Here is an 18,678-nt window from a genome sequence, read left to right on the forward strand (position 1 = left end):
CATTTTCTCAATTGAAATGTTCATTCATTGCAACAAGGTTCGACTTGCGGGTAAACTGCGTATCCGTTTTTTAGCCTCAATATTAAGTAAGCGTTTACAAAATACCGCATCCTGCTGTACGATCCTAAGCTGTCTGTTCGTTATGAGGCCATCATCCCTCCCTGCTTCTATGTTTAATGGCTTTGGCAATTAGTTGAATACGCTTTCAAATAGATACTAACGTTGTTTTTTGTGAAATAATAGCAAAAAAACCGTCTTTTTTGATTAAAAATCCGGTTTTCATAGCAAAGCTGCCGCCGAAGCAGCAGCCTCTGAGTATGTTGGAGCTTTTTATTAATGCCTATGCTGCTAATTGAGGACCAATTAGATTCTGCTGCCTTCCTTCAGCTATAGGCCGGATAAACAATGCCAATATCCAGCTCTTTTTCTAAATGCCCCTCTGTATAATGAAGCTGTTCATTCCCCTTAATCTCCAAAGCGAGCTCCGCTCCATCGTAGTGGACAACTCCATTAATCGTCCTAACGCTCATGCCGATCAAGCGGCTCAGCCTGCCTGCTCGATCCGTAACGGCGCGAATGCCGAACGGGAAACGCATATGCTCCTTCCCATCTAAATAAATGACAGACTCCTCCCGAGTATTGAGCAGCTCAAACGTCGAGCCATCCACGGTTCTGCTGTAGGCTGTGCTTCCGCCTGCCGGCTCATCGCCATGATCCATCGCATAAGGCAGCAGCCCCGTAAACCACAGCGTTCCATCTGGCGCAGGCAATATACCACATAATCGCTCTACATAATCCAGCACGCTCAGTATCGCTGGCGAATACGTTTCCGTATAGCCCTCCACCCCCGTCCATGGGCTAAGCGCTTGTGAAAACCGCGTCATATTGGCCATTGCCGACACAAGCGGATACATAACCCAGGTCAGCTCTACATAACGCTGATGCTTCTCGAACGCATGGGCAGCGCGAATAATGCTAAGAAAGTTAGTCGGCCCGCCCCAGCTGTTATAGCTGGAAAACGGATCAAAACGCGGATCATCCATCGCCATCGACGTAAACGGAAATTTAGCAAAAAACTTGCTCGTATTGAGCAGATAGCGCCTTAGCATCGTATCAAAAAAACGGCGGTCGCCCACCTCGCAGGCCATAACCCGCAGCAGCACGTCCGACTGCACCTTTACCAGCTCATTTTGGCGGTCGCGATCATAGAAGAAATGATCCGCTTCGTCAAAGCAATATTCGAACAGGCTTGCAAGCGAGGCCTCCGCCTTCCGCTTCCATTGCTCGGAGGGCAGCCCCAACTCCTCCGCTATTAACGCCAAATACTGCCGCTGGCAATATACATTAGCTGTTAGGTCTGGAGCCAAAAATGGCAAAATCGGAGAATCCGGCTGACAATGTGCCGCATCCCCCAAATGCGGCGTATCCGGCACATGCCAGAAGCGGGGCGACAAATCATGGCCCGTATCGAATGTACTGAACGCTTCTACACAGCCCGTCCCTCTCGTATCGCGGTGAGCCGCCAGCCAGTCGTCATAACGAGACATAGCGTCATACATCGTTTGTAAAAAAGCCTTGTCCCGCCCATGCAGCGCATAATGGTTCCAAACGCTGCGGGCGAGCGGCGTCACCAGCTGAATTTGCCGGTAAGACGGTCCATTCTCCGTTATTTTGTACGGAAATAGGCCATCCTCCCGCTGAAACGCGGCAAAGGAGAGATACGTTGTCTCCGATACAGATGGAATAAACCGGGACAACAGCTCTGCGTTTATCGTCCCTGTACTTTCCAGCCAGCAGCCTAAGTAGACGCCGCCCTCATGCAAAATCGGCTCCGGATTGCCGCCCGTCGGCACGATGCAATCCAGCAAGCGGCGCATGGCCTCCTCATGTACGCCTTCCAGCCGCCCTTCGGCTGCAGCAAATTTTACTCCGCCAGCTTCCCACTCGCTTATTAACGATTGATCGGAGGCTTTGCTCCCCTGCCCCCATATATGCTTTGCAGACTTGCTCCTAAGCCGTTCCAGCAGTTTTTCTTCCATTAATTTCGCCCCGCTTTCTACTAAAATGAACGATTTCAATTGGCACCTGCTAGGTTAAAATACGCGAGCACACTCGCATGCCGACCTTAGCCCCTTCTCCGCCCTTATCGGCTCTGACAACAGCAGGCTGCCTGACGGCAGCCCGAATGAACCTATTTATATTCCAATTAGCAGGTTAGCGCGGCCTTCACCTTTGCATTTCTCTTTGCTTTCGCCTTTGCCTTTTCTCCGCCTATAAGCTTCATTGCCTATTGATTTTTCGCAAAAATTTGCAGCGTGCCGTTGTAAAAATCGGCAACTGCCTGCTCTACCTTTTTACGGCCAAAACCGATTTCCTGAACCGTCGTCTCCGCCAGCTTGGAAAACTCCGCGAAGCCCGGAGGATTGTAGCTGACTGCGAAAGGCTCCGTTTTTGTCGCTTCCGAAACGCGGCTCGTATAATCATAAACGATACGGTCCGCGTCGCTCGCTTCGGCCTGCAGCGCCTCCCGATTTTTGGACGTAACCGGAACGCCGCGGTCATTGCCGAGCACCTTGGCTGCCTCTGGATCATTAATGAAGAAGTTGATCAGCATCGCCACTTCCTTCGGATGCTCTGTTTTTGCATAGCCCGACAGCCCTTGGCTCGACTCGAATACGACACCCGTTCCCTTCGCCCCCCTAGGCAGCTGCACCATCGTGAGCTTATCCTCCGTCAGCCCTTGATACGCTGCAAACTGGTTGGATGGTATAAGGCTCATCGCCACCTTGCCCGTGATGATTAACGATTTGCTAGGATCGCTCGGCGGATTCGATACGGCAAGCTCCGGCGTCACGACGCCGCCTCCCGCCGTTGTCGCTTCCCAGTATTTAAACCAGCTCAGCGCCTGCTCTTCTGTAAAGCCTGGCTTGCCTTCTGCCATGTTGTACAGCTGCGCGCCATTTTGCTTAAGCGCAATATCCATGCCATCTACCGTAAAATTATAGGTGCCATATACGCCATCGCCGAGCTTTTCAGACAGCTCCTTGCTAATGGCGGCGTAGTCGTCCCAGCTCCATCCATCCTGAGGCACCGCAATGCCTGCTTTCTCGAACAGCTTCGTATTAATCAGGATGCCTCTCGCATTCGCGCCAGCAGATATATGCAGCAGCTTGCCTCCCAGCGTACCATACTCCACCATCGACTCATCCATATCCGTCAAATCGAGCTCTTTGCCTACATACGGGTCAAGCTCCAGCAAAACCCCTTTATTGGCATAATCGACAACGTTGCCGCCGAGGAAAAAAACATCCGCCGGCGTACCCGATGCGAGCTGGGTATTCAGCTTGTCAAAATAACCGGATGAAGGCGCGAACTCGCCCTGTACCTTGATGTTTGGATTTTTTTTCTGGAATAGATCCAGCACCTGATTTGTACGGTCAGCCCGCCCTTGGTCTCCCCACCACATGATGCGCAGCTCTACCTGCTCCTGGCCTGTACTGCCGCTGCCAGCGCTTGCACCATTGCCCTCTCCATTATTGCCAGATGCTGCTCCTCCTGCTCCCGTACCTCCCGAGCATGCCGTTACAATTACCATTAATGCTGCCAGCATTGAAAATAGAATACGCCGCTTCATGCCAATCTCCCCCATTTTCGTTAATTTTGTTTGAGTAAAACGCTTACAACGCCATCTTACTTTAAACCTTAGCCTCAGCGCCTTTCATTATTTCGGCAGTTCATTTGCAATTTTTTCGGATCGCGTTATTGCCATATCGCTGACTCGCCGATTGCTAGCCATGAGGCCGCTATTTCAAGCCTGTCGTTGCAATCCCCTCCAGAAAATAACGCTGGAACGTCAGGAAAACCGCCGTAATGGGAAGCAGCGACAGCGCAGACATTGCGAGCAGCGCACCCCAATCCGAGGAGCCCGATGGGTCGAACAGCGCCCGAATGCCCAGCTGCACCGTGAACAGCCGAATATCGCTCAAATAAATCATTTGGCTGAAAAAATCATCCCATGTCCATATAAACGTAAAGATGGCCGTCGTAATCAGCGCCGGGACCAGCAGCGGAAGAATGATGCGGAAATAAATTTGTTTTTGGCTGCATCCGTCAATCGTTGCGCTTTCGTCAAGCTCGCGTGGAATGCCCCGGATAAACTGGACCATGAGCAAAATAAAAAACGAATCCGTCGCCAGCCATTTTGGCAGCACCAGCGGGTAATACGTATTAATCCAGTGCAGCTCGTTGAAAATGACGTATTGCGGTACCAGCGTAACATGATAGGGCAGCATAATCGTAACCAGCATCAGCGAAAACCATAGCTTGCTGAACTTAAAGGTTAATCTAGCAAAAGCAAAAGCAGCAAGCGAGCAGGTTATGGCATTTCCAAGCACGCTCGTGAGCGATATCGCAAAAGAGTTGGCGAAAAAACGGCTGAAGCTGATGCCTTGGAAGCCGCGCCAGCCATTCACGTAATTTTCCAGCGTAAACGAGCTTGGCCAGATGCCCGGATCGGAAAAGATCAGCTGGTTCGGCTTGAAGGAGCTGCTGATCAGCCATAGAACGGGGTAGATCATCAGCAGGCCCATGACGATGATCGGCACATGCCTCAGTACTTGCCCATATTTCATGCGGTTTGTCATCCTTTGCCCTTACCTCCCGTCCTTGTTGTCTCCATAAAACACCCAGTATTTCGAGGTCACGAATATAATCGCCGTCAACGCTCCAATAATGAGCAGCATAATCCAGGCGAGCGCCGAGGCGTAGCCCATATCGAAGAAGGAGAAGCCCTTCAAATACAAATACAGCGTATAAAACATCGTCGCATCAAGCGGGCCGCCGCGGCCGTCACCGATGACGAAAGCCGGTGTAAACGCCTGAAACGAATGAATGACGCTCATAATGAGGTTGAAAAAAATAACCGGCGTCAAAATCGGCAGCGTAATGCTGACGAACTGATTCCACTTCCTCGCCCCGTCCACCTGGGAAGCTTCGTAAAGATCGGCGGGAATTTGCTTTAGCCCCGCTAGAAAAATGACCATCGCCGAGCCGAACTGCCACACCGACAGCGTAACAATCGTATATACAATATAATCTGGATGGGCAATCCAGGATGGGCCTTTGATGCCGAGCCAAGCGAGCGCCTTGTTTACAGCACCAGTACCGTCGAATATTTGCCGCCATACGATAGCGATAGCAACGCTCCCACCAAGCAAGGACGGGATATAATAAATCGTCCGGTAAATTCCCAGTGCCCGGATGCCCTTATTGAGCGCGACTGCTACAAGCAGTGCAAAAGCCAGCCTGAGCGGCACGGAAATGAATACATACTTGAAGGTTAGCCATAACGAGCCCATAAACGTGCTGTCATTCGTAAAAATTTGTACGTAGTTATCCATCCCAATCCATGATGGCGGAGACAGCAAATTGTACTTGGTCATGGACAGGTACAGCGAGCCAAGCATCGGTCCAGCCGTCATGCAGAAAAAGCCAATCAGCCACGGCAGCAGAAACAAATAAGCGGTTTGGTTCTGCTCGCGGGCCAGTGTTTTGCGGGAAACGCCCATGGCAAAAATCCCTCCTAATGATTGATGTACGCAAGCAAGCTGCACTCGTACACCAATCATACGCAGGAATAGGATTCGGCAACATATCATTTCTTCGGGAGTTCGTTATCACTTTTTTCAGATAGGCGCTGGCGAAATTCGGACGGTGTCAGGCCATACATTCTTTTAAACTTGGAGCTGAAATAGCTCGCATTGGAAAAGCCGGACAGCTCGGAAATATCCCATAGGCTGAGCCCCGTTTCCTCCAGCAGCCGGGTCGCATGCGCCATGCGGACTTCGGTCAAATAGTGAATAAACGTTTTTCCCGCTTTCGCTTTAAACAGCTCCGAGAAGTAGGACGAATTATAATTGAATCGTTCAGCAAGCATCGTCAAATTCAAGTCATACATGTAGTTTTCTGCGATATATTGCCTGGAAGCCTCCAGAACCGTATCAACAGCGCCCTCTTCCGCCCCTTGCAGCTTGTCATGAATAGACGAGGCAAGCTTCATCAAAAATTGGCAGGCTTTCTCCGCTGTGCTTAGGTTGAGCGCCATTTCCGGACGCAGCCAAAGCTGCTCGCCGCCCGTTAACGGCACATGCGCTTCATGCGCCTGCGCCTCCAAGACGAGGTTAAACTGAAAAATCGCCTTCACGAACCGGATGCGCGATACGCTAAGCGCCTCCTTCAGCTCGCGCTCTATCATTTTGACGAGCTGCTCCATTTCTCCCCGTTCCAGCAGCCGCCGGATCAAACCGACCGTCTCCTTCGGAAGCAGAAACGGCTCCTCCGCTGCCCGTTCGCCTTGGCGAGCTTGCGCCTCCGCCAAATTCCAGGCGACGAGCGAGGACATGCAGCCCTCCTTCCACTGCTTAAAGCCTTTAACAGCATTTCCTATGCCGATGGAGGGCACGAATCCGAGATGCCCGTACACCATATCGCGCAGCTTCTGCTCAAATTCAGCTGGCTTCTCCTCTCCATCCAGCAAAGCAATATGCATTAAGCCGTGATAATGCTCGTCTCGAACGACTTGCACCGAGCCGGTGGAGCCATCCGCCAGTTCCCGGCAAATTAATTCGAACGGCAGGCTGAATTGCTCAGGCCTACGGTTCGACTGCCAATCTATCTGATCCGTTTGGCCAGTCTGGTCTGACTGGTCTGCTTGGTCTGACTGGTCCGTCTGGCCTTTCCGTTCGGCTGGGTCTGTCTGGTTCATCTGTTCCTTCTGACTCTTCAATCCAACCTGCTCCGCTTGATTCGGCTGAACCTTCTGACTCTTCTGTCCAGCCTGCCCCGACTGATTCAGCTGATTCAACTGCTGCCCACGCTGCTCTAATCCTGCTGTCATAAATCTGACCGTCCGCTCTCCCCATTCCTCCAGCTGAAACAGCTTTGCCCGCTCCATTAGCGCTTCCTCACGCCCTGCCTCGCCCCGGATGAGATAGCGCAGAAAATGCTCCTTCATTTCCCGATAATACTGGGTCAGACGCCATTTCATATCCTCGGACTGCCGATGGCTCTCCTGCTCCCTATCGAGCTCCCCTCTGACCTTCAGCAGTGCCTCCGTCAGCTCATCCCGCGCAATCGGCTTGAGCAAATAATGGCGTGCCTGATGGCGGACAGCCGCATGCGCATAACTAAAATCCTCATAGCCTGTAAGGATGATCAGCCGGATTTCAGGATACAGCCTGCGGCAATCGTCCAAAAAAGACAATCCGTCCATAACGGGCATATTCATATCTGTCATAACAACATCGAAAGCATCGCGCTCCAGCTGCTCCAGCGCCTCCATGCCATTCGCCGCCTCGCCCGCAATACATAGGCCCAGTTCCTCCCAATCTACCTTGAGCCGCAGCCCCAGCCGGATTTCCGGTTCATCGTCCACAATCAGCACCTTATACATGCTTACCCTCCTCCTGTATAGGCAGCGCCAGTACGATTAGCGCACCGCCCCAGCCGCTATCTTTAATCTGGATCTCAAACAGCTCGCCGTAATACAGCCTGCACCTTGCAATGACGTTGCTGAGGCCAATTTGACTATCTCGGCTATTCAACAGCATGTCCATTCGAGCAGCGGCCGAGCGTTCCGCAAGCTGGCGCTTCATGTCGTCAGGAATGCCCTGGCCATTGTCCGCAATGCTCAGAACGATGCGCCCCTCACTCCTGCTGACCACAATTTCCACCCAGGCTTCCGGCTGATGCTGAAAGCTGTATTTGACGGCATTTTCGATTAGCGGCTGCAAAATAAACTTAATAATCGTCAGATGCGCAAGCTCGCCTTCTTCCTTCAACGTCAAGCTCAGCCGTTCGCCAAAGCGGATTTGCAAAATCTCCACGTAATCCTTCACGTATTTCAGTTCTTCGCGCAGCGGCACCACATCGTCGCTCATTCGCAGCGAGAATCGCATCATTTTGCCGAGCGACTCGATGACCTGCACCGTATCGTCGGTGCGCTTCTGCATGGCGAGGCTGCTCATCAGCTCCAGCGTATTGAACAAAAAATGCGGATTGATCTGCATCAGCAGCGCCTTGTATTCCGCTTGCTGGCGCAGCAGCTTCAGCTCAAATTCGTTTTTGATATGCTGCCGGAGCTGGCGCACCATATTGCGGAAGGTTACCGTCGCAAAACCTACTTCGTTGCGAATGCTGATTTCTGGCGGAAGACGCAGCTCCGCCTGATTGAAATCGCCCCGCTGAACATGGCGCATAGCGGATATGAGGCGGGATAGCGGATTGGAGATGCTCTGCGACAGCCATATGGCTAGAAAGACGGATAATACGAGCAATATGGAGGCGAATAAAATAATGCTGCTGCGCAATTGGAACAGCTTTGCATACAAGTCTTGTTCCGATACGAAGCCGACAAGTATCCATCCCGTTCTTTGCAGCTTTTTAAATACGACAATATCGGTTTTCCCTTTATCCGAATCCATATAAATAACGCCTTGTTTGCGCATATCTCCGCGGATTTTCTCCATAGCAGCCTGCATGTCGGCCTGTGCCCCGGCTTCAGGCGGGGAAAGCAGCAGCTGGCCGCCTTGATCCAGCAAATAAATGGTACCGCTTTCACCAAGGTGAATCCGATTGAGCGGCTGCTGAAAATAGTCGCTGCTCACATTGATTTTCATCACCGTTCGGGCACGGCTTGGCTCAAACGTTCCGATTGGCATGAGCATGCTGACAACCGGATGCGTGTTATTGTATCGTGCCTCGACCGGGTCAATATGGCTGGCCACCCAGTGGGTTCCCGATGCTTTAAAATCGCTGTACCACTGCTGCTCAAGCAGACCCGGATCGGACACGACCTGATTGTCGCTGCTGATCCACGTGCCATCGGCGCGGTAAAAGGTCACCCGCGATACGCTCGTATAGCTGTTCATCGCCTGCGTGAGAAAGCTGCTGAGCTTAATATTCGCCAGCATTTTCTCGCCCGCCACAAGCTTCGGGTCTGTCATGGCCCCGTCCCAGTTTTTCGTCGTATCGCTATTGAACACGAGCGAGGCCAGATCGTAGATCTGCATCTGGACCATATCGACGTAAGCGCCGTACTCCTCCATTTTCTCCAGTGCCGAGGATTCGATATAAGAGCGGATAATAGAGCGTGATTCATTAAATAATATATAAGACATAGCGCCAAAAGAAAGGACGAACAGCAAAATAAAAACAGCAATTAGTCGGCTTTTTAATGAGTAAAACACAGCTAGTCCCCTTTTCTGTCAAACATCGTGCTTGATTTGCCAATATAGTAGCACAATGCTTGCTAGGTTCGCTCTTTTTTCTCTAAATGGTGAGGACAGGGGTTCCGCTATTCTGGATTTTGAACCGATTTCGGGTCGTAAGCGGACAGGAAATTCGTTATCAACCGCATGATCCCGTCAAAATGGCCATTTGCAGCATATTAACGGCTCCTGTGTCCGCGGCCTGTGCCTTAACCCATCATTCTGATAAAATAGCTGCTACTGTGTCCGCCAAGACTAGCTCTGTGCTGGAAGTAAACTCTCAAAACGAAAAGGACAACTCTGCCTCTCGGTATGTAGGTTCACATTCATAAGGGGAGACTTTTTCGGCAGAAGAGGGCATTCAAAAATAATACCTTGACCTTGAGGTATACTTCAATCTTTATACTCTGTTTATACAAGATTTCCGGCCTGCTGGACGGAGAATACAGAAATAAATGGAGGTACTGTATAATGAAAATATTAGAGGTCATTGTCATTCTGGTTATTTTAGCGGCAGCGGGAGGCTTGTTATTCGCAAGAAAATCGAAGCGGCTCGATGCCGGGATGCTTGGAGCGGTTGTACTGGCTGTGCTCTTGCATGGAGTAATCGATCATTTCCGCATCCAGATGGTTGCTGCTTACGCTGTAGCTTTCGTTTTGATTATGGCCTTAGTCCGCCGGCTGCTGAAGCCCTATGACAATTCTATCCGTTCCAAAGCTATTATTAAAAAAAGTCTGCTCTCCCTTATCGTCATCGCACTTAGCGGATTTTCTGGATATGCGAGCACGCTGCTGCCGATTTTCACAATGCCTGAACCTAACGGCAGCTATGGCATTGGCACCATCGCACGGCAACTGACGGATGAGTCCCGCGCTGAAACGCACAGTGACGACCCGAATGACAAGCGCGAGCTGATGATCAATATATGGTATCCGGTAGATAAAAATAATACCGAAGGCGCATCGACTGAGCATTACCCTTCGGAAATTGGGGAAGCGGTCAGCCTCGTATTCGGCATACCGAAGCAAATTTTCAGCCATGTGGTTAACATTCCGACGCATGTCGTAGAAGGGGCCGAGCTATCCTCTGCTGAAGCGAGCTATCCGGTTGTCCTGTTTTCTCCTGGCATTCGCTCGACCCGCTTCCAGAGCATGACGGCAATTGAGGAACTCGTAAGCAATGGCTATATCGTCGTAGGCATGGATCATCCTTATACATCAGCGAAGGTTGATTTTCCGGATGGCCGTTCGATTTTATACGAAGCTGAGCCCGAATTTCCAACTTCAGCAGAGCTTTACGACAACAATATCAAAGAAGTCGCTATCCGTGTAACTGATACGAGTTTTGTGCTCGACACGTTGACGGCATGGAATCAGGATGACCCTGATCATAAGCTGGAGGGCAAGCTGGATCTAAGCCGCGTTGGCATTTTCGGCCACTCCTATGGCGGGGCGACAACTGCGGAGACGCTGGCACAGGACAGCCGTTTTAAGGCGGGGGTTAGTTTAGAAGGCGGATTTTGGGGCGATGTAGCCCATAATGGCTTGAAGCAGCCGTTCATGTATTTGATGACAGGCGACACAGCCAAAAGCCTTGCTCCAGCGACGAAGGAGAAATCCTATGTCTATTTCGATGAGTTCGCTTCCGATTTGGATTCGGTCATGACGAAAAGCACCAATGACACGTATTACATGACTGTTGAACCCTTTATCCATCAGAGCTTTACCGATATCGCGCTGCTGTCGCCTAAGCTGTTCGCCAAAGGAGTCGACTCTGTTCACGTGGTAGATATTACCCGTTCTTATATCACAGCCTTTTTCAATCAATATTTGAAAAATGAATCGCAGCCGCTGCTGGCTGGGCCATCGCCGGACTATCCTGAGGTTGTGTTCGACAATAACTATACGAAAAAAGCTGCTGCCCAATAAACACACGGACAACAGCAAGAAGGGGAATGCTCATGGAAGGAATGACACGCGGCGAGCTTGCCAAAAAAACGGGTCTCAGCATGGCAACGATTCGCTACTACGAGGAAAGCGGCATCCTTCCGGCCCCCCGCCGAAGCCAAGGTGGATACCGTTTGTACTCGGACGATTATTTGGTCAAAATCAAATTCATTAAGGACACCAAGTCGCTCGGCTACTCCCTTAAGGAGATTCAGGAAGTGCTGCATCTGCTAGGCCGTGATATGGACGCTGAAGCCTTAAAAGAGTATGTGCGCAGCAAAATAGTCGAGATTGATGACAAGGTGGAGTCGCTGCGCTCCATTCAATCGATGCTCAAGGGCTTGCTGAAGACACCCGAAGCTGACATTCACAATTATTTGGATTCGTTTCGCACTCCAGAGGGCTAGCATGCATTTAAAAATAGTCGAGTCCCACATATGCAGAGATACGGCATATCAATAGAGAAGGGAGGCCCTTATGCGGGGCCTCCCTTCTTTGCTATTACATTCGATTATTCATTTATTGCACCTTAATCTCATCCAAATAAATCGTTGCTGCACCTGTCGAGGCACTTGGTGCAAACACTTGAATGCCTAGCGCCTGAACATTGCTTTTATCCGCGACGCCTGACAAATCGTAGCTTACCGTCACGAATCCATCGCCGCTATAGGAAACCGTTTCATTCGGCGCGAACCAGCTCCAGCCGCTGCCCGTTTGCAGAAACAACTTCACGGATACAGCGCCCGAAAGCGCTGCATTCCCATCCGCTGCCACTTTAAACTTGGCGGACAGCGTACTTGCTGTACCCAAGTTCAGCACACCGACCCGTCTAAGCTGGAAATTGCCGCTGTTCAAATCAAAAGCCGCCTTCAGCGAGCTGTTTCCTGATGATGCTGCATCAGTCGACACTGCTATATCACGGGCATTTGCCGTATTGTAGGCATTATCCGCATCGGTATTAATGGCCCAACCCTCTGCTCCGCTTTCAAAATCGTAAGTGGGACCAGCCGTTCCCGGACCCCCGCTTCCTTCCACATACACATCATCTACATAGACAGCTGCTGTGCCCGTCTGTCCCGCTGTCGGCTCGATCTTCACGCCGATTGCCTGCACGCTTTCTAGTCCCGTTACACCGGTGAGCGGAAGCGTCAGCGTCTTAAATCCGCTGGAATCGACGATAACGCCCATTCCGCTATCATGCCACTCCCATGTGCTCCCTGTCTTAATATATAGGCGGGCATTAGCAGTTCCTTGCGACAGCTTCACCTTGACGCTGAGTGATGTAGAGGCGGACAGGTCCGCTGCAGCAACCTTCGTCAGCTCAAAGCCCGCCGGGCTTGCTAGCGAGAAGGTAGACGTCAGCGAATGGTCGCCCTCTGTCTTCTCATCCGCTGTAGTCGCGGCATCTGTGGCCTGCGCCTCATTCGAGCTTACCGTCCAGCCAGCCGTATCCGTTTCGAATCCATAAAGCGTGCCTGGCTCCGCTGGCGAGCTTCCCGAACCGGAGCCGCCATTTGGCACGCCGCCTGTTCCATCATTTATCGCTTCAATATCATCGAAATAAAGCGTGCTATTAAGGGTTGCTCCATTAGTGGCATTCACGTAAATGGAAAACTCCTGTACATTTTTCAAGCTGACCTTGTTGATCTTTTTGCCCGTATTTCCTGTATCCCAAGGAGCAACGGTAAACGCATTAAAGTGAAGGCTGACCCATTGCCCGGTTGTACCTGCAAGCGATGGATATGCTTCGTAGGAAACGCCATCCACACGCAGCTGAATCACGAGCTTCTGGTTGCTGCCGTCCGGCACCATCCAAAATTTCAAATGGTTGAACGTGGACCAGTCTACTCCACCCAGCACTTTCGTAATGCCCGCATAGCCGGAAGTGCCCAGCGTATAGTCCAGTTTCATCCCATAGTTGCCCGAGCTTTTATGCACGCCGTCCAGCGCTACAGCTGTCGCATCGCCGCCCGCATGGATGAACTTCGCTGCCAGAGCGGCATCGCTGCCTTGATACGTCTCGAAGTTGTCCACTACAGCCGGGTCCTTCTCCGCTTCAGCAAACGTGCTGTACAAGCTTAGATTATCGACGCAGATTGAAAAATCGCCTTCTAATCCGCTGCCCACCAAGGAAAGGACAAGCCCCGTCGCCGCTGCTGATTTTGCCGCATCATTCAAATCAATAACTGGCGAAAATTTCGCATATACCGTGCTGCCTACGGTCACCTGCGGAAGCTCGGACAGCTTGATTTTGGTCGTCGTCATCCCATATTTCGTATCCCAATCCGGCGGCAGCATCGCCATGCTGCTAATCGTCGCCTCCGCATCTCCCGCATTCAGCGGAATAAAAGCGTCCAGCTTGATGCGCTTCACATCGGCCAGTGCATTTCCGCTGTCCAGCACTGGAAGCGCAAGCTTGAATTCCTGCCACGTATCCGCTGCTGCTGCATGCTGGGCATCCAGCTTCAATACGCCGTTGCCGTCCAAAACATCATGCCCCACGGTCAGCGCCATCGTTTCCGGATAAGTGCCCGGATCGCCATTTTTAACGACGCCTTCTGTATCTTGGTCAAAGGTGTACGTTTTCATCAAAATCTCGCTTGCCTGTACCGATACCGTCGCAGATTGCGTTAGCGCAACCTGATTGCCAACATATGCTTTGACGTTCAGCACCGCTGTTTTGCCATTTAAGCCCGCTGCCGGAGACCAATTCGCCGTATAGAAAAATCCGTCGCTATCAAGCGTCATCGGATATTCTGTATCCGAACCCTGTACCGTATAGACGACCTTCGTTGGGGTAATTTCCAGCGCCCGTGCGCGAATCGTGACGGAGCTGCCGACAATGCTGTTATCCGTAGGCGTTGCAATATGCATGAACGGCTGCTCTGGCGCTGTCACGACCGTATGGCCATATACGCCCTGCACCTCATTGCGGAAAGTCGTAAACGAATCATTATAGAAGTTAATAAAATCAGGCAACAGCTCATGATCGCCGAGCCCGTTTGGCGCATTTTTATAAGGCACATACAAATTGTTGCCAAGGCCAAAGTTCGCCCATGTCTGCATATAGGCAATGCGTGAAGCGTCCTCATCGGACTTGATTGCACTCAGCAAATCGGTAAACCAGGTCGTATTATTGTTCCCGGTCGTCTTCATCCCCTCCGGGCTGTAGCCGAATTCGGAAAACGTCGCAATTTTCCCCTTGCTGTCCGCCAGCCTTGAGATCATGCCCAGATCCGTAACCAGTCCGTTCAAAAAGCCCTGCGAACCCGCATTCTCCTTGTTATCGTATTGGTCCATCCCCAATATATCGACATAATCGTCGCCCGGGTACGTCGTCAAATAAGTGCTTTCCGCGCCGCCGAACGAGCCATTTGGCGAGAAAACATACAGGAAGTTGCGCACGTCCTTCTTATCGCGCAGGTATTCAACCGTATAGCGGAAAACCTCCTTGTATTCGCTTGTGGTCGTCGTTTTCGCGCCCCACCAGAACCAGCCGCCGTTTTGCTCATGGAAAGGACGGAACAGAATTGGAATGAGCTTGCCATCATCATCCTTCACATTATTTGCGAAATTCGCAATGGTGTCTAAAAAAGCATTAAACTCCGCATGCTTGTCGCCGCCCGGCAAAATATGAGCAACTACATTGCCTGACGTATCATTAAAGCTGCCGCCAGTCACAAAGTTCGGAAAATGGGTGCTGAGCGTCACAATGCCGCCGAGATCGTGGGCATTCTTGACCGATGCAGTGAGATTGATCCGGCTTTGCTCCACATTGTTCGGCACACCCGGCTTCTCTTTGCCTTCCAGGCTTAGCGTATCCCAGCCGAACACGGCAGGGTAATCGCCAACCGAATTTTTCACCTCGGATTGCGAGCCGTCTGCCCCGGTCAATGTCACACCTTCGTCCGTTGCATGCTGATGGCCGAATAAAATTTCATGACCGCGCACGCCGTTCAAATAGGCGAACAGTGATTTGGTCTCAGCCGTTGCATGCTGATCGACAAAGTTCACCGTCGGCTCCGTATTTCCGCCGTTTCCGCCGCCGTTGTTGCTGCCACCACTGCTGCCCGAGGATGCTCCTGTTCCTGGCATCGTGCCGGTGCCAACTGGCGTCAGCGTGCCATTTTTCAACGTATAGCTGCCTTTGGCTATTGGCTGGCCATTAATAGTGACGGAATCGGCCTGCACCGTCAGCCTCCCGATCGTTGTACCTGGGCCGGTGATCAGCTCCGTAGGCTGATTCAGCACGATACTGTCTGCCTCCGCGTTGTCTCCCAGCTCCAGAATAGCCTTGCTGTTAGCCACGATGCTATTGATTTTGGTGTCTCCGTCTGCCTCGACATGCACCTTGCCATCCTTGCGGTTAATTTCTACGCCTGCCAGCGTTGAATCGTGAAAGATAACGGTATGCTCGCCGCCACCTGCAATAAACGTCGTTCCTTTCACGCTGGCATGATCGACTACTGCTTCGCCGTCCCCAATGCCTGCGGTCAAATAAAGGTTGCCGGCAATTTGGGCATCTTTGAGCGTAATGCCAGCATGATTAATGATCGCATGGCCCGAAATCGTTTGCGCCGCTGTATAATCCCCTGCCTTGGCATACAGCTCGGCCACCAGTTTGTCCACCAAGGTTATGACCTCTGCACGAGAGATTTTTCCTGCGGGCTGGAAATCGCCATTTTCGTAGCCGCTGACGACACCTTGCAGCGCGTTGATCGCCTTTTTCGCATAGCTGGAAATTTGGCCGCTATCCTTGAAGGACCCCGCGTACGCTGCATTGTCCGCTGCTTTCAGCTCGAAAATACGCGCCAGCAGCGTTACCGCATCCTGCCTCGTTATCGGCTGCTCCGCTCTTGCCTCGTTACCCGGGAACCCCTCATAAAAGCCCGCAGCCCGCGCTTTGCTAAGATCGCCCGCATACCATGCTGTCTCCGGCACATCGCTAAAGGCTGAAGCAGACAAAGCCGATAAACCGAACAGCCGATTAATGACCGTGACAAATTCCGCCCGGGTCATGCTGCCATTCGGATGGAAGGTCCCGTCCGAGTAACCGCTTACAATTCCCTGCGCACTCCATTTCTCTATAGCAGCTTTCGCCCAATGTCCCTGTATATCGGGAGCAAACGCGTTAGTTGCCGCCCCTGATTGAGCGAAAGCAGCAGAAGAGAACATCGAAACAACGATAGCTGGGGCCATGATGGCCGCGATCCATTTGCGTTTTTTATTCATGCGATCCTCCTATTTTTTAAAGTGTTTTGAAAGCGCTTCACATCATTATAGAGGAACCACTTGAAAAAAATAGGAGATTCAATTTGTTTTTATAGTTCTCTTTTGTCTTCTATTTTGTTATGTTTCTTTAATTTAAGGTGAAACGGCTGTCGCCGTCCTTTGGCGGCGCAGCACGTTTCATTCCGAGAAATATAGAGACAGGATCGGGAAATCCTATACTTTCCTATATTTTAAAAAATGCAACCAAGCTTTCGCTTCGCCGTATCTAATCAGACATCCCTGCTGCAGCAGGAACTGTAACACCATTAACCATTAACAACTACAATCACAATCTGCTATACTACAAATAGTTTCATATTCTTACACAGAATCGACAAATTCCACCATTCTGGCCTGTTAAGAGCTTCAAGGTGAATAACTGTCGAGGCAGATGGTTCTTTTATTTCATATTTGAGGAGGCAATACAAATGGGTATTGGATCGAATTCAAACGGCGGCAACAATTTTGGTGGACAAGGCGGCATTCAGGGCGGTATCCAAGGCGGTATCCAGCAGGGTGGCATTCAACAGGGCGGTATTCAGCAAGGCGGTATCCAACAAGGCGGCATTCAACAGGGCGGCATTCAACAGGGCGGCATTCAACAGGGCGGCATTCAACAGGGCGGCATCCAAGGCGGTGCTCAGCAAGGCGGATTCCCGAATGCGGGCAACGCTAACTCCTTTGGTGCAGCACCTGCTCCTCAAGGTGGCGGCTTCGGAGGCGGACTTGTATTGTCCAAGGGACAGAAGCTCGATTTGACGAAAAACAACCCCGGACTCGACCATTTAAAGGTTGGACTCGGTTGGGATACGAATCGCTTGCAAGGCCAAAATTACGACCTCGATGTTGAAATTTTCCTGCTGAACCAAGCGGAGAAGCTTCCTTCCAACGGCCATATCATTTTTTATAATAACTTGAACAGCCCAGACGGAGCGATTCGCTATAACGGCGACAACCGGACTGGACAAGGTAGCGGCGACGATGAGTCGGCAGAAATCCAACTGTCCCGCGTGTCTCCTGACATTCAGAAAATCGTATTTACCGTGACGATTGACGACGCTGTTCGCAAAAATCAAAACTTTGGCCAAATCGGCAACGCCTACATTCGGATCGTCAACCAGGCGAACGGCGCTGAAATTTGCCGCTTCGACCTGTCCGAGGACTATTCCACTTCCATTTCCTTGCTCGCGGGAGAAGTATACCGCCACAACAACGAGTGGAAGTTCAATGCGGTAGGTACAGGCCTTACGCTTGATCTCACTGGCATTTGCGCACATTATGGCGCTATGTAATTCACTACACATCTAACTGGAGGTCAACTCATATGCCATTTCAATTTCAAGTGGAACGCGAGCTGTTTCTGAAAGCTGAAGGCCAAGGCAAGTTTTTCGCTAAAAAAGGCTCCATGGTCGCTGATCAGGCTTACAACGGCAAATTTAAATATTCCAAGCGCTTGCTTGGCACAAACTCCGGCAACATTGTTGGACAAGTATTGAACCACGGTATGCGCCGCATTACAGGCGAAAACCTTGAAATTATGGAAGTCGAAGGCCAAGGCTCCGTCTATCTTGCTGACCAGAACACGCATGTGACCATCATTAATTTGGAGCAGGGCGGCCCTTGGCAGCACGTCAGTGTTGAAAGTGAAGACCTGCTGGCGTTTACAGAAACTTGCCACTACGGCGTTACGATCATCGGCTCCGGTGTCATTTCCCAACGCGGACTTTTCACCTCCAAGCTCTCCTATAACGGACAAGGCGCTCAAGTCGCAGTGAAAACGAACGGCAACCCGCTCGTTCTGCAAGCTCCATGCCGCGTCGATCCCGATGCGATTGTTGCCTGGACAGGCCCTTCACCTAAAGTGAAGCTTGATGTGAACTGGAAAACCCTTATCGGACAAACCTCTGGCGAATCGTATATGTATGAGTTCAATGAGCCTGGGCAAATCGTTATCATTCAGCCTTTCGAGCGCCAAAGCGGCGTGAAATTCGGCATTGATGACAACCGTTACCAGCCGCAAGAGCAAAGCAGCGCCTTCCAAAACACTTTTGGCGGCAACGGCGGCAATGCTGGTAACGCTGGCAACGTTGGCAATAACGGCGGTGCTCCAAGCAATAACAATAACGAAGGCGGGCTCGGCGGCATTATTGGCCGAATTTTGCGTTAAGCCATTTATTATACGTAAATCCGATAA

General features: G+C 51.2%; 11 protein-coding genes. 4 read left to right on the forward strand and 7 right to left on the reverse strand.

Annotated elements, in window-relative coordinates; genetic code table 11:
* Positions 1-383: 383 nt before the first annotated feature.
* From ASF12_RS13180 to ASF12_RS13205, 6 genes are all read right to left on the reverse strand, one after another.
* The gene (locus ASF12_RS13180; protein ID WP_056035242.1) at positions 384-2,039 is read right to left on the reverse strand and encodes an MGH1-like glycoside hydrolase domain-containing protein; all 1,656 of its coding nucleotides are present in this window, start codon (positions 2,037-2,039) and stop codon (positions 384-386) included.
* Between the two features lie 248 nt (positions 2,040-2,287).
* Positions 2,288-3,634, reverse strand: a complete 1,347-nt coding sequence (locus ASF12_RS13185) for an ABC transporter substrate-binding protein (protein WP_056035165.1) — start codon at positions 3,632-3,634, stop codon at positions 2,288-2,290.
* Between the two features lie 169 nt (positions 3,635-3,803).
* The gene (locus ASF12_RS13190) at positions 3,804-4,643 is read right to left on the reverse strand and encodes a carbohydrate ABC transporter permease (protein WP_056035168.1); all 840 of its coding nucleotides are present in this window, start codon (positions 4,641-4,643) and stop codon (positions 3,804-3,806) included.
* Between the two features lie 9 nt (positions 4,644-4,652).
* Entirely contained in the window at positions 4,653-5,567 is a 915-nt protein-coding gene (locus ASF12_RS13195) for a carbohydrate ABC transporter permease (protein ID WP_056035172.1), read from the reverse strand.
* 86 nt (positions 5,568-5,653) lie between these two features.
* Positions 5,654-7,450 (reverse strand): response regulator, encoded by a 1,797-nt coding sequence (locus ASF12_RS13200; protein WP_056035180.1) that lies wholly within the window; start codon positions 7,448-7,450, stop codon positions 5,654-5,656.
* Entirely contained in the window at positions 7,443-9,245 is a 1,803-nt protein-coding gene (locus ASF12_RS13205; protein WP_056035182.1) for a sensor histidine kinase, read from the reverse strand. Before ASF12_RS13205 ends, ASF12_RS13200 begins: the two co-directional genes overlap by 8 nt.
* A gap of 492 nt (positions 9,246-9,737) precedes the next feature.
* Here ASF12_RS13205 and ASF12_RS13210 point away from each other — a divergent pair, with 492 nt between their 5' ends.
* Together ASF12_RS13210 and ASF12_RS13215 are read left to right on the forward strand one after the other, a co-directional pair.
* Entirely contained in the window at positions 9,738-11,195 is a 1,458-nt protein-coding gene (locus tag ASF12_RS13210; RefSeq protein ID WP_056035184.1) for an alpha/beta hydrolase family protein, read from the forward strand.
* A gap of 32 nt (positions 11,196-11,227) precedes the next feature.
* Positions 11,228-11,620, forward strand: a complete 393-nt coding sequence (locus ASF12_RS13215; protein WP_056035186.1) for a MerR family transcriptional regulator — start codon at positions 11,228-11,230, stop codon at positions 11,618-11,620.
* 112 nt (positions 11,621-11,732) lie between these two features.
* Here ASF12_RS13215 and ASF12_RS13220 read toward each other — a convergent pair whose 3' ends face one another.
* Positions 11,733-16,445: a glycosyl hydrolase gene (locus ASF12_RS13220; protein WP_056035188.1), complete on the reverse strand. Its 4,713-nt coding sequence runs from the start codon at positions 16,443-16,445 to the stop codon at positions 11,733-11,735.
* A 770-nt stretch (positions 16,446-17,215) separates the two neighbouring features.
* Between ASF12_RS13220 and ASF12_RS35635 the strand changes: the two genes are divergently transcribed.
* Positions 17,216-17,776, forward strand: coding sequence for a TerD family protein (locus ASF12_RS35635; protein WP_056035246.1), 561 nt, complete (start codon positions 17,216-17,218; stop codon positions 17,774-17,776).
* 32 nt (positions 17,777-17,808) lie between these two features.
* Positions 17,809-18,651 carry an AIM24 family protein gene (locus ASF12_RS13230; RefSeq protein WP_056035191.1) on the forward strand — a complete coding sequence of 281 codons (843 nt, stop codon included), beginning with the start codon at positions 17,809-17,811 and terminating at the stop codon, positions 18,649-18,651.
* The last annotated feature ends 27 nt before the right edge of the window (positions 18,652-18,678 follow it).

Source organism: Paenibacillus sp. Leaf72 (genome assembly GCF_001422685.1).
In the GTDB taxonomy this organism is placed as follows: Bacteria; Bacillota; Bacilli; order Paenibacillales; family Paenibacillaceae; genus Pristimantibacillus.

What these genes read in the sequence shown, in the direction of transcription:
- ASF12_RS13180 (WP_056035242.1), bottom strand. Translation starts at nt 2,039, where the DNA reads ATGGAAGAAAAACTGCTGGAACGGCTTAGGAGCAAGTCTGCAAAGCAT.
- ASF12_RS13195 (WP_056035172.1), bottom strand. Translation starts at nt 5,567, where the DNA reads ATGGGCGTTTCCCGCAAAACACTGGCCCGCGAGCAGAACCAAACCGCT.
- ASF12_RS13215 (WP_056035186.1), top strand. Translation starts at nt 11,228, where the DNA reads ATGGAAGGAATGACACGCGGCGAGCTTGCCAAAAAAACGGGTCTCAGC.
- ASF12_RS13200 (WP_056035180.1), bottom strand. Translation starts at nt 7,450, where the DNA reads ATGTATAAGGTGCTGATTGTGGACGATGAACCGGAAATCCGGCTGGGG.
- ASF12_RS13220 (WP_056035188.1), bottom strand. Translation starts at nt 16,445, where the DNA reads ATGAATAAAAAACGCAAATGGATCGCGGCCATCATGGCCCCAGCTATC.
- ASF12_RS13210 (WP_056035184.1), top strand. Translation starts at nt 9,738, where the DNA reads ATGAAAATATTAGAGGTCATTGTCATTCTGGTTATTTTAGCGGCAGCG.
- ASF12_RS13230 (WP_056035191.1), top strand. Translation starts at nt 17,809, where the DNA reads ATGCCATTTCAATTTCAAGTGGAACGCGAGCTGTTTCTGAAAGCTGAA.
- ASF12_RS13185 (WP_056035165.1), bottom strand. Translation starts at nt 3,634, where the DNA reads ATGAAGCGGCGTATTCTATTTTCAATGCTGGCAGCATTAATGGTAATT.
- ASF12_RS13190 (WP_056035168.1), bottom strand. Translation starts at nt 4,643, where the DNA reads ATGACAAACCGCATGAAATATGGGCAAGTACTGAGGCATGTGCCGATC.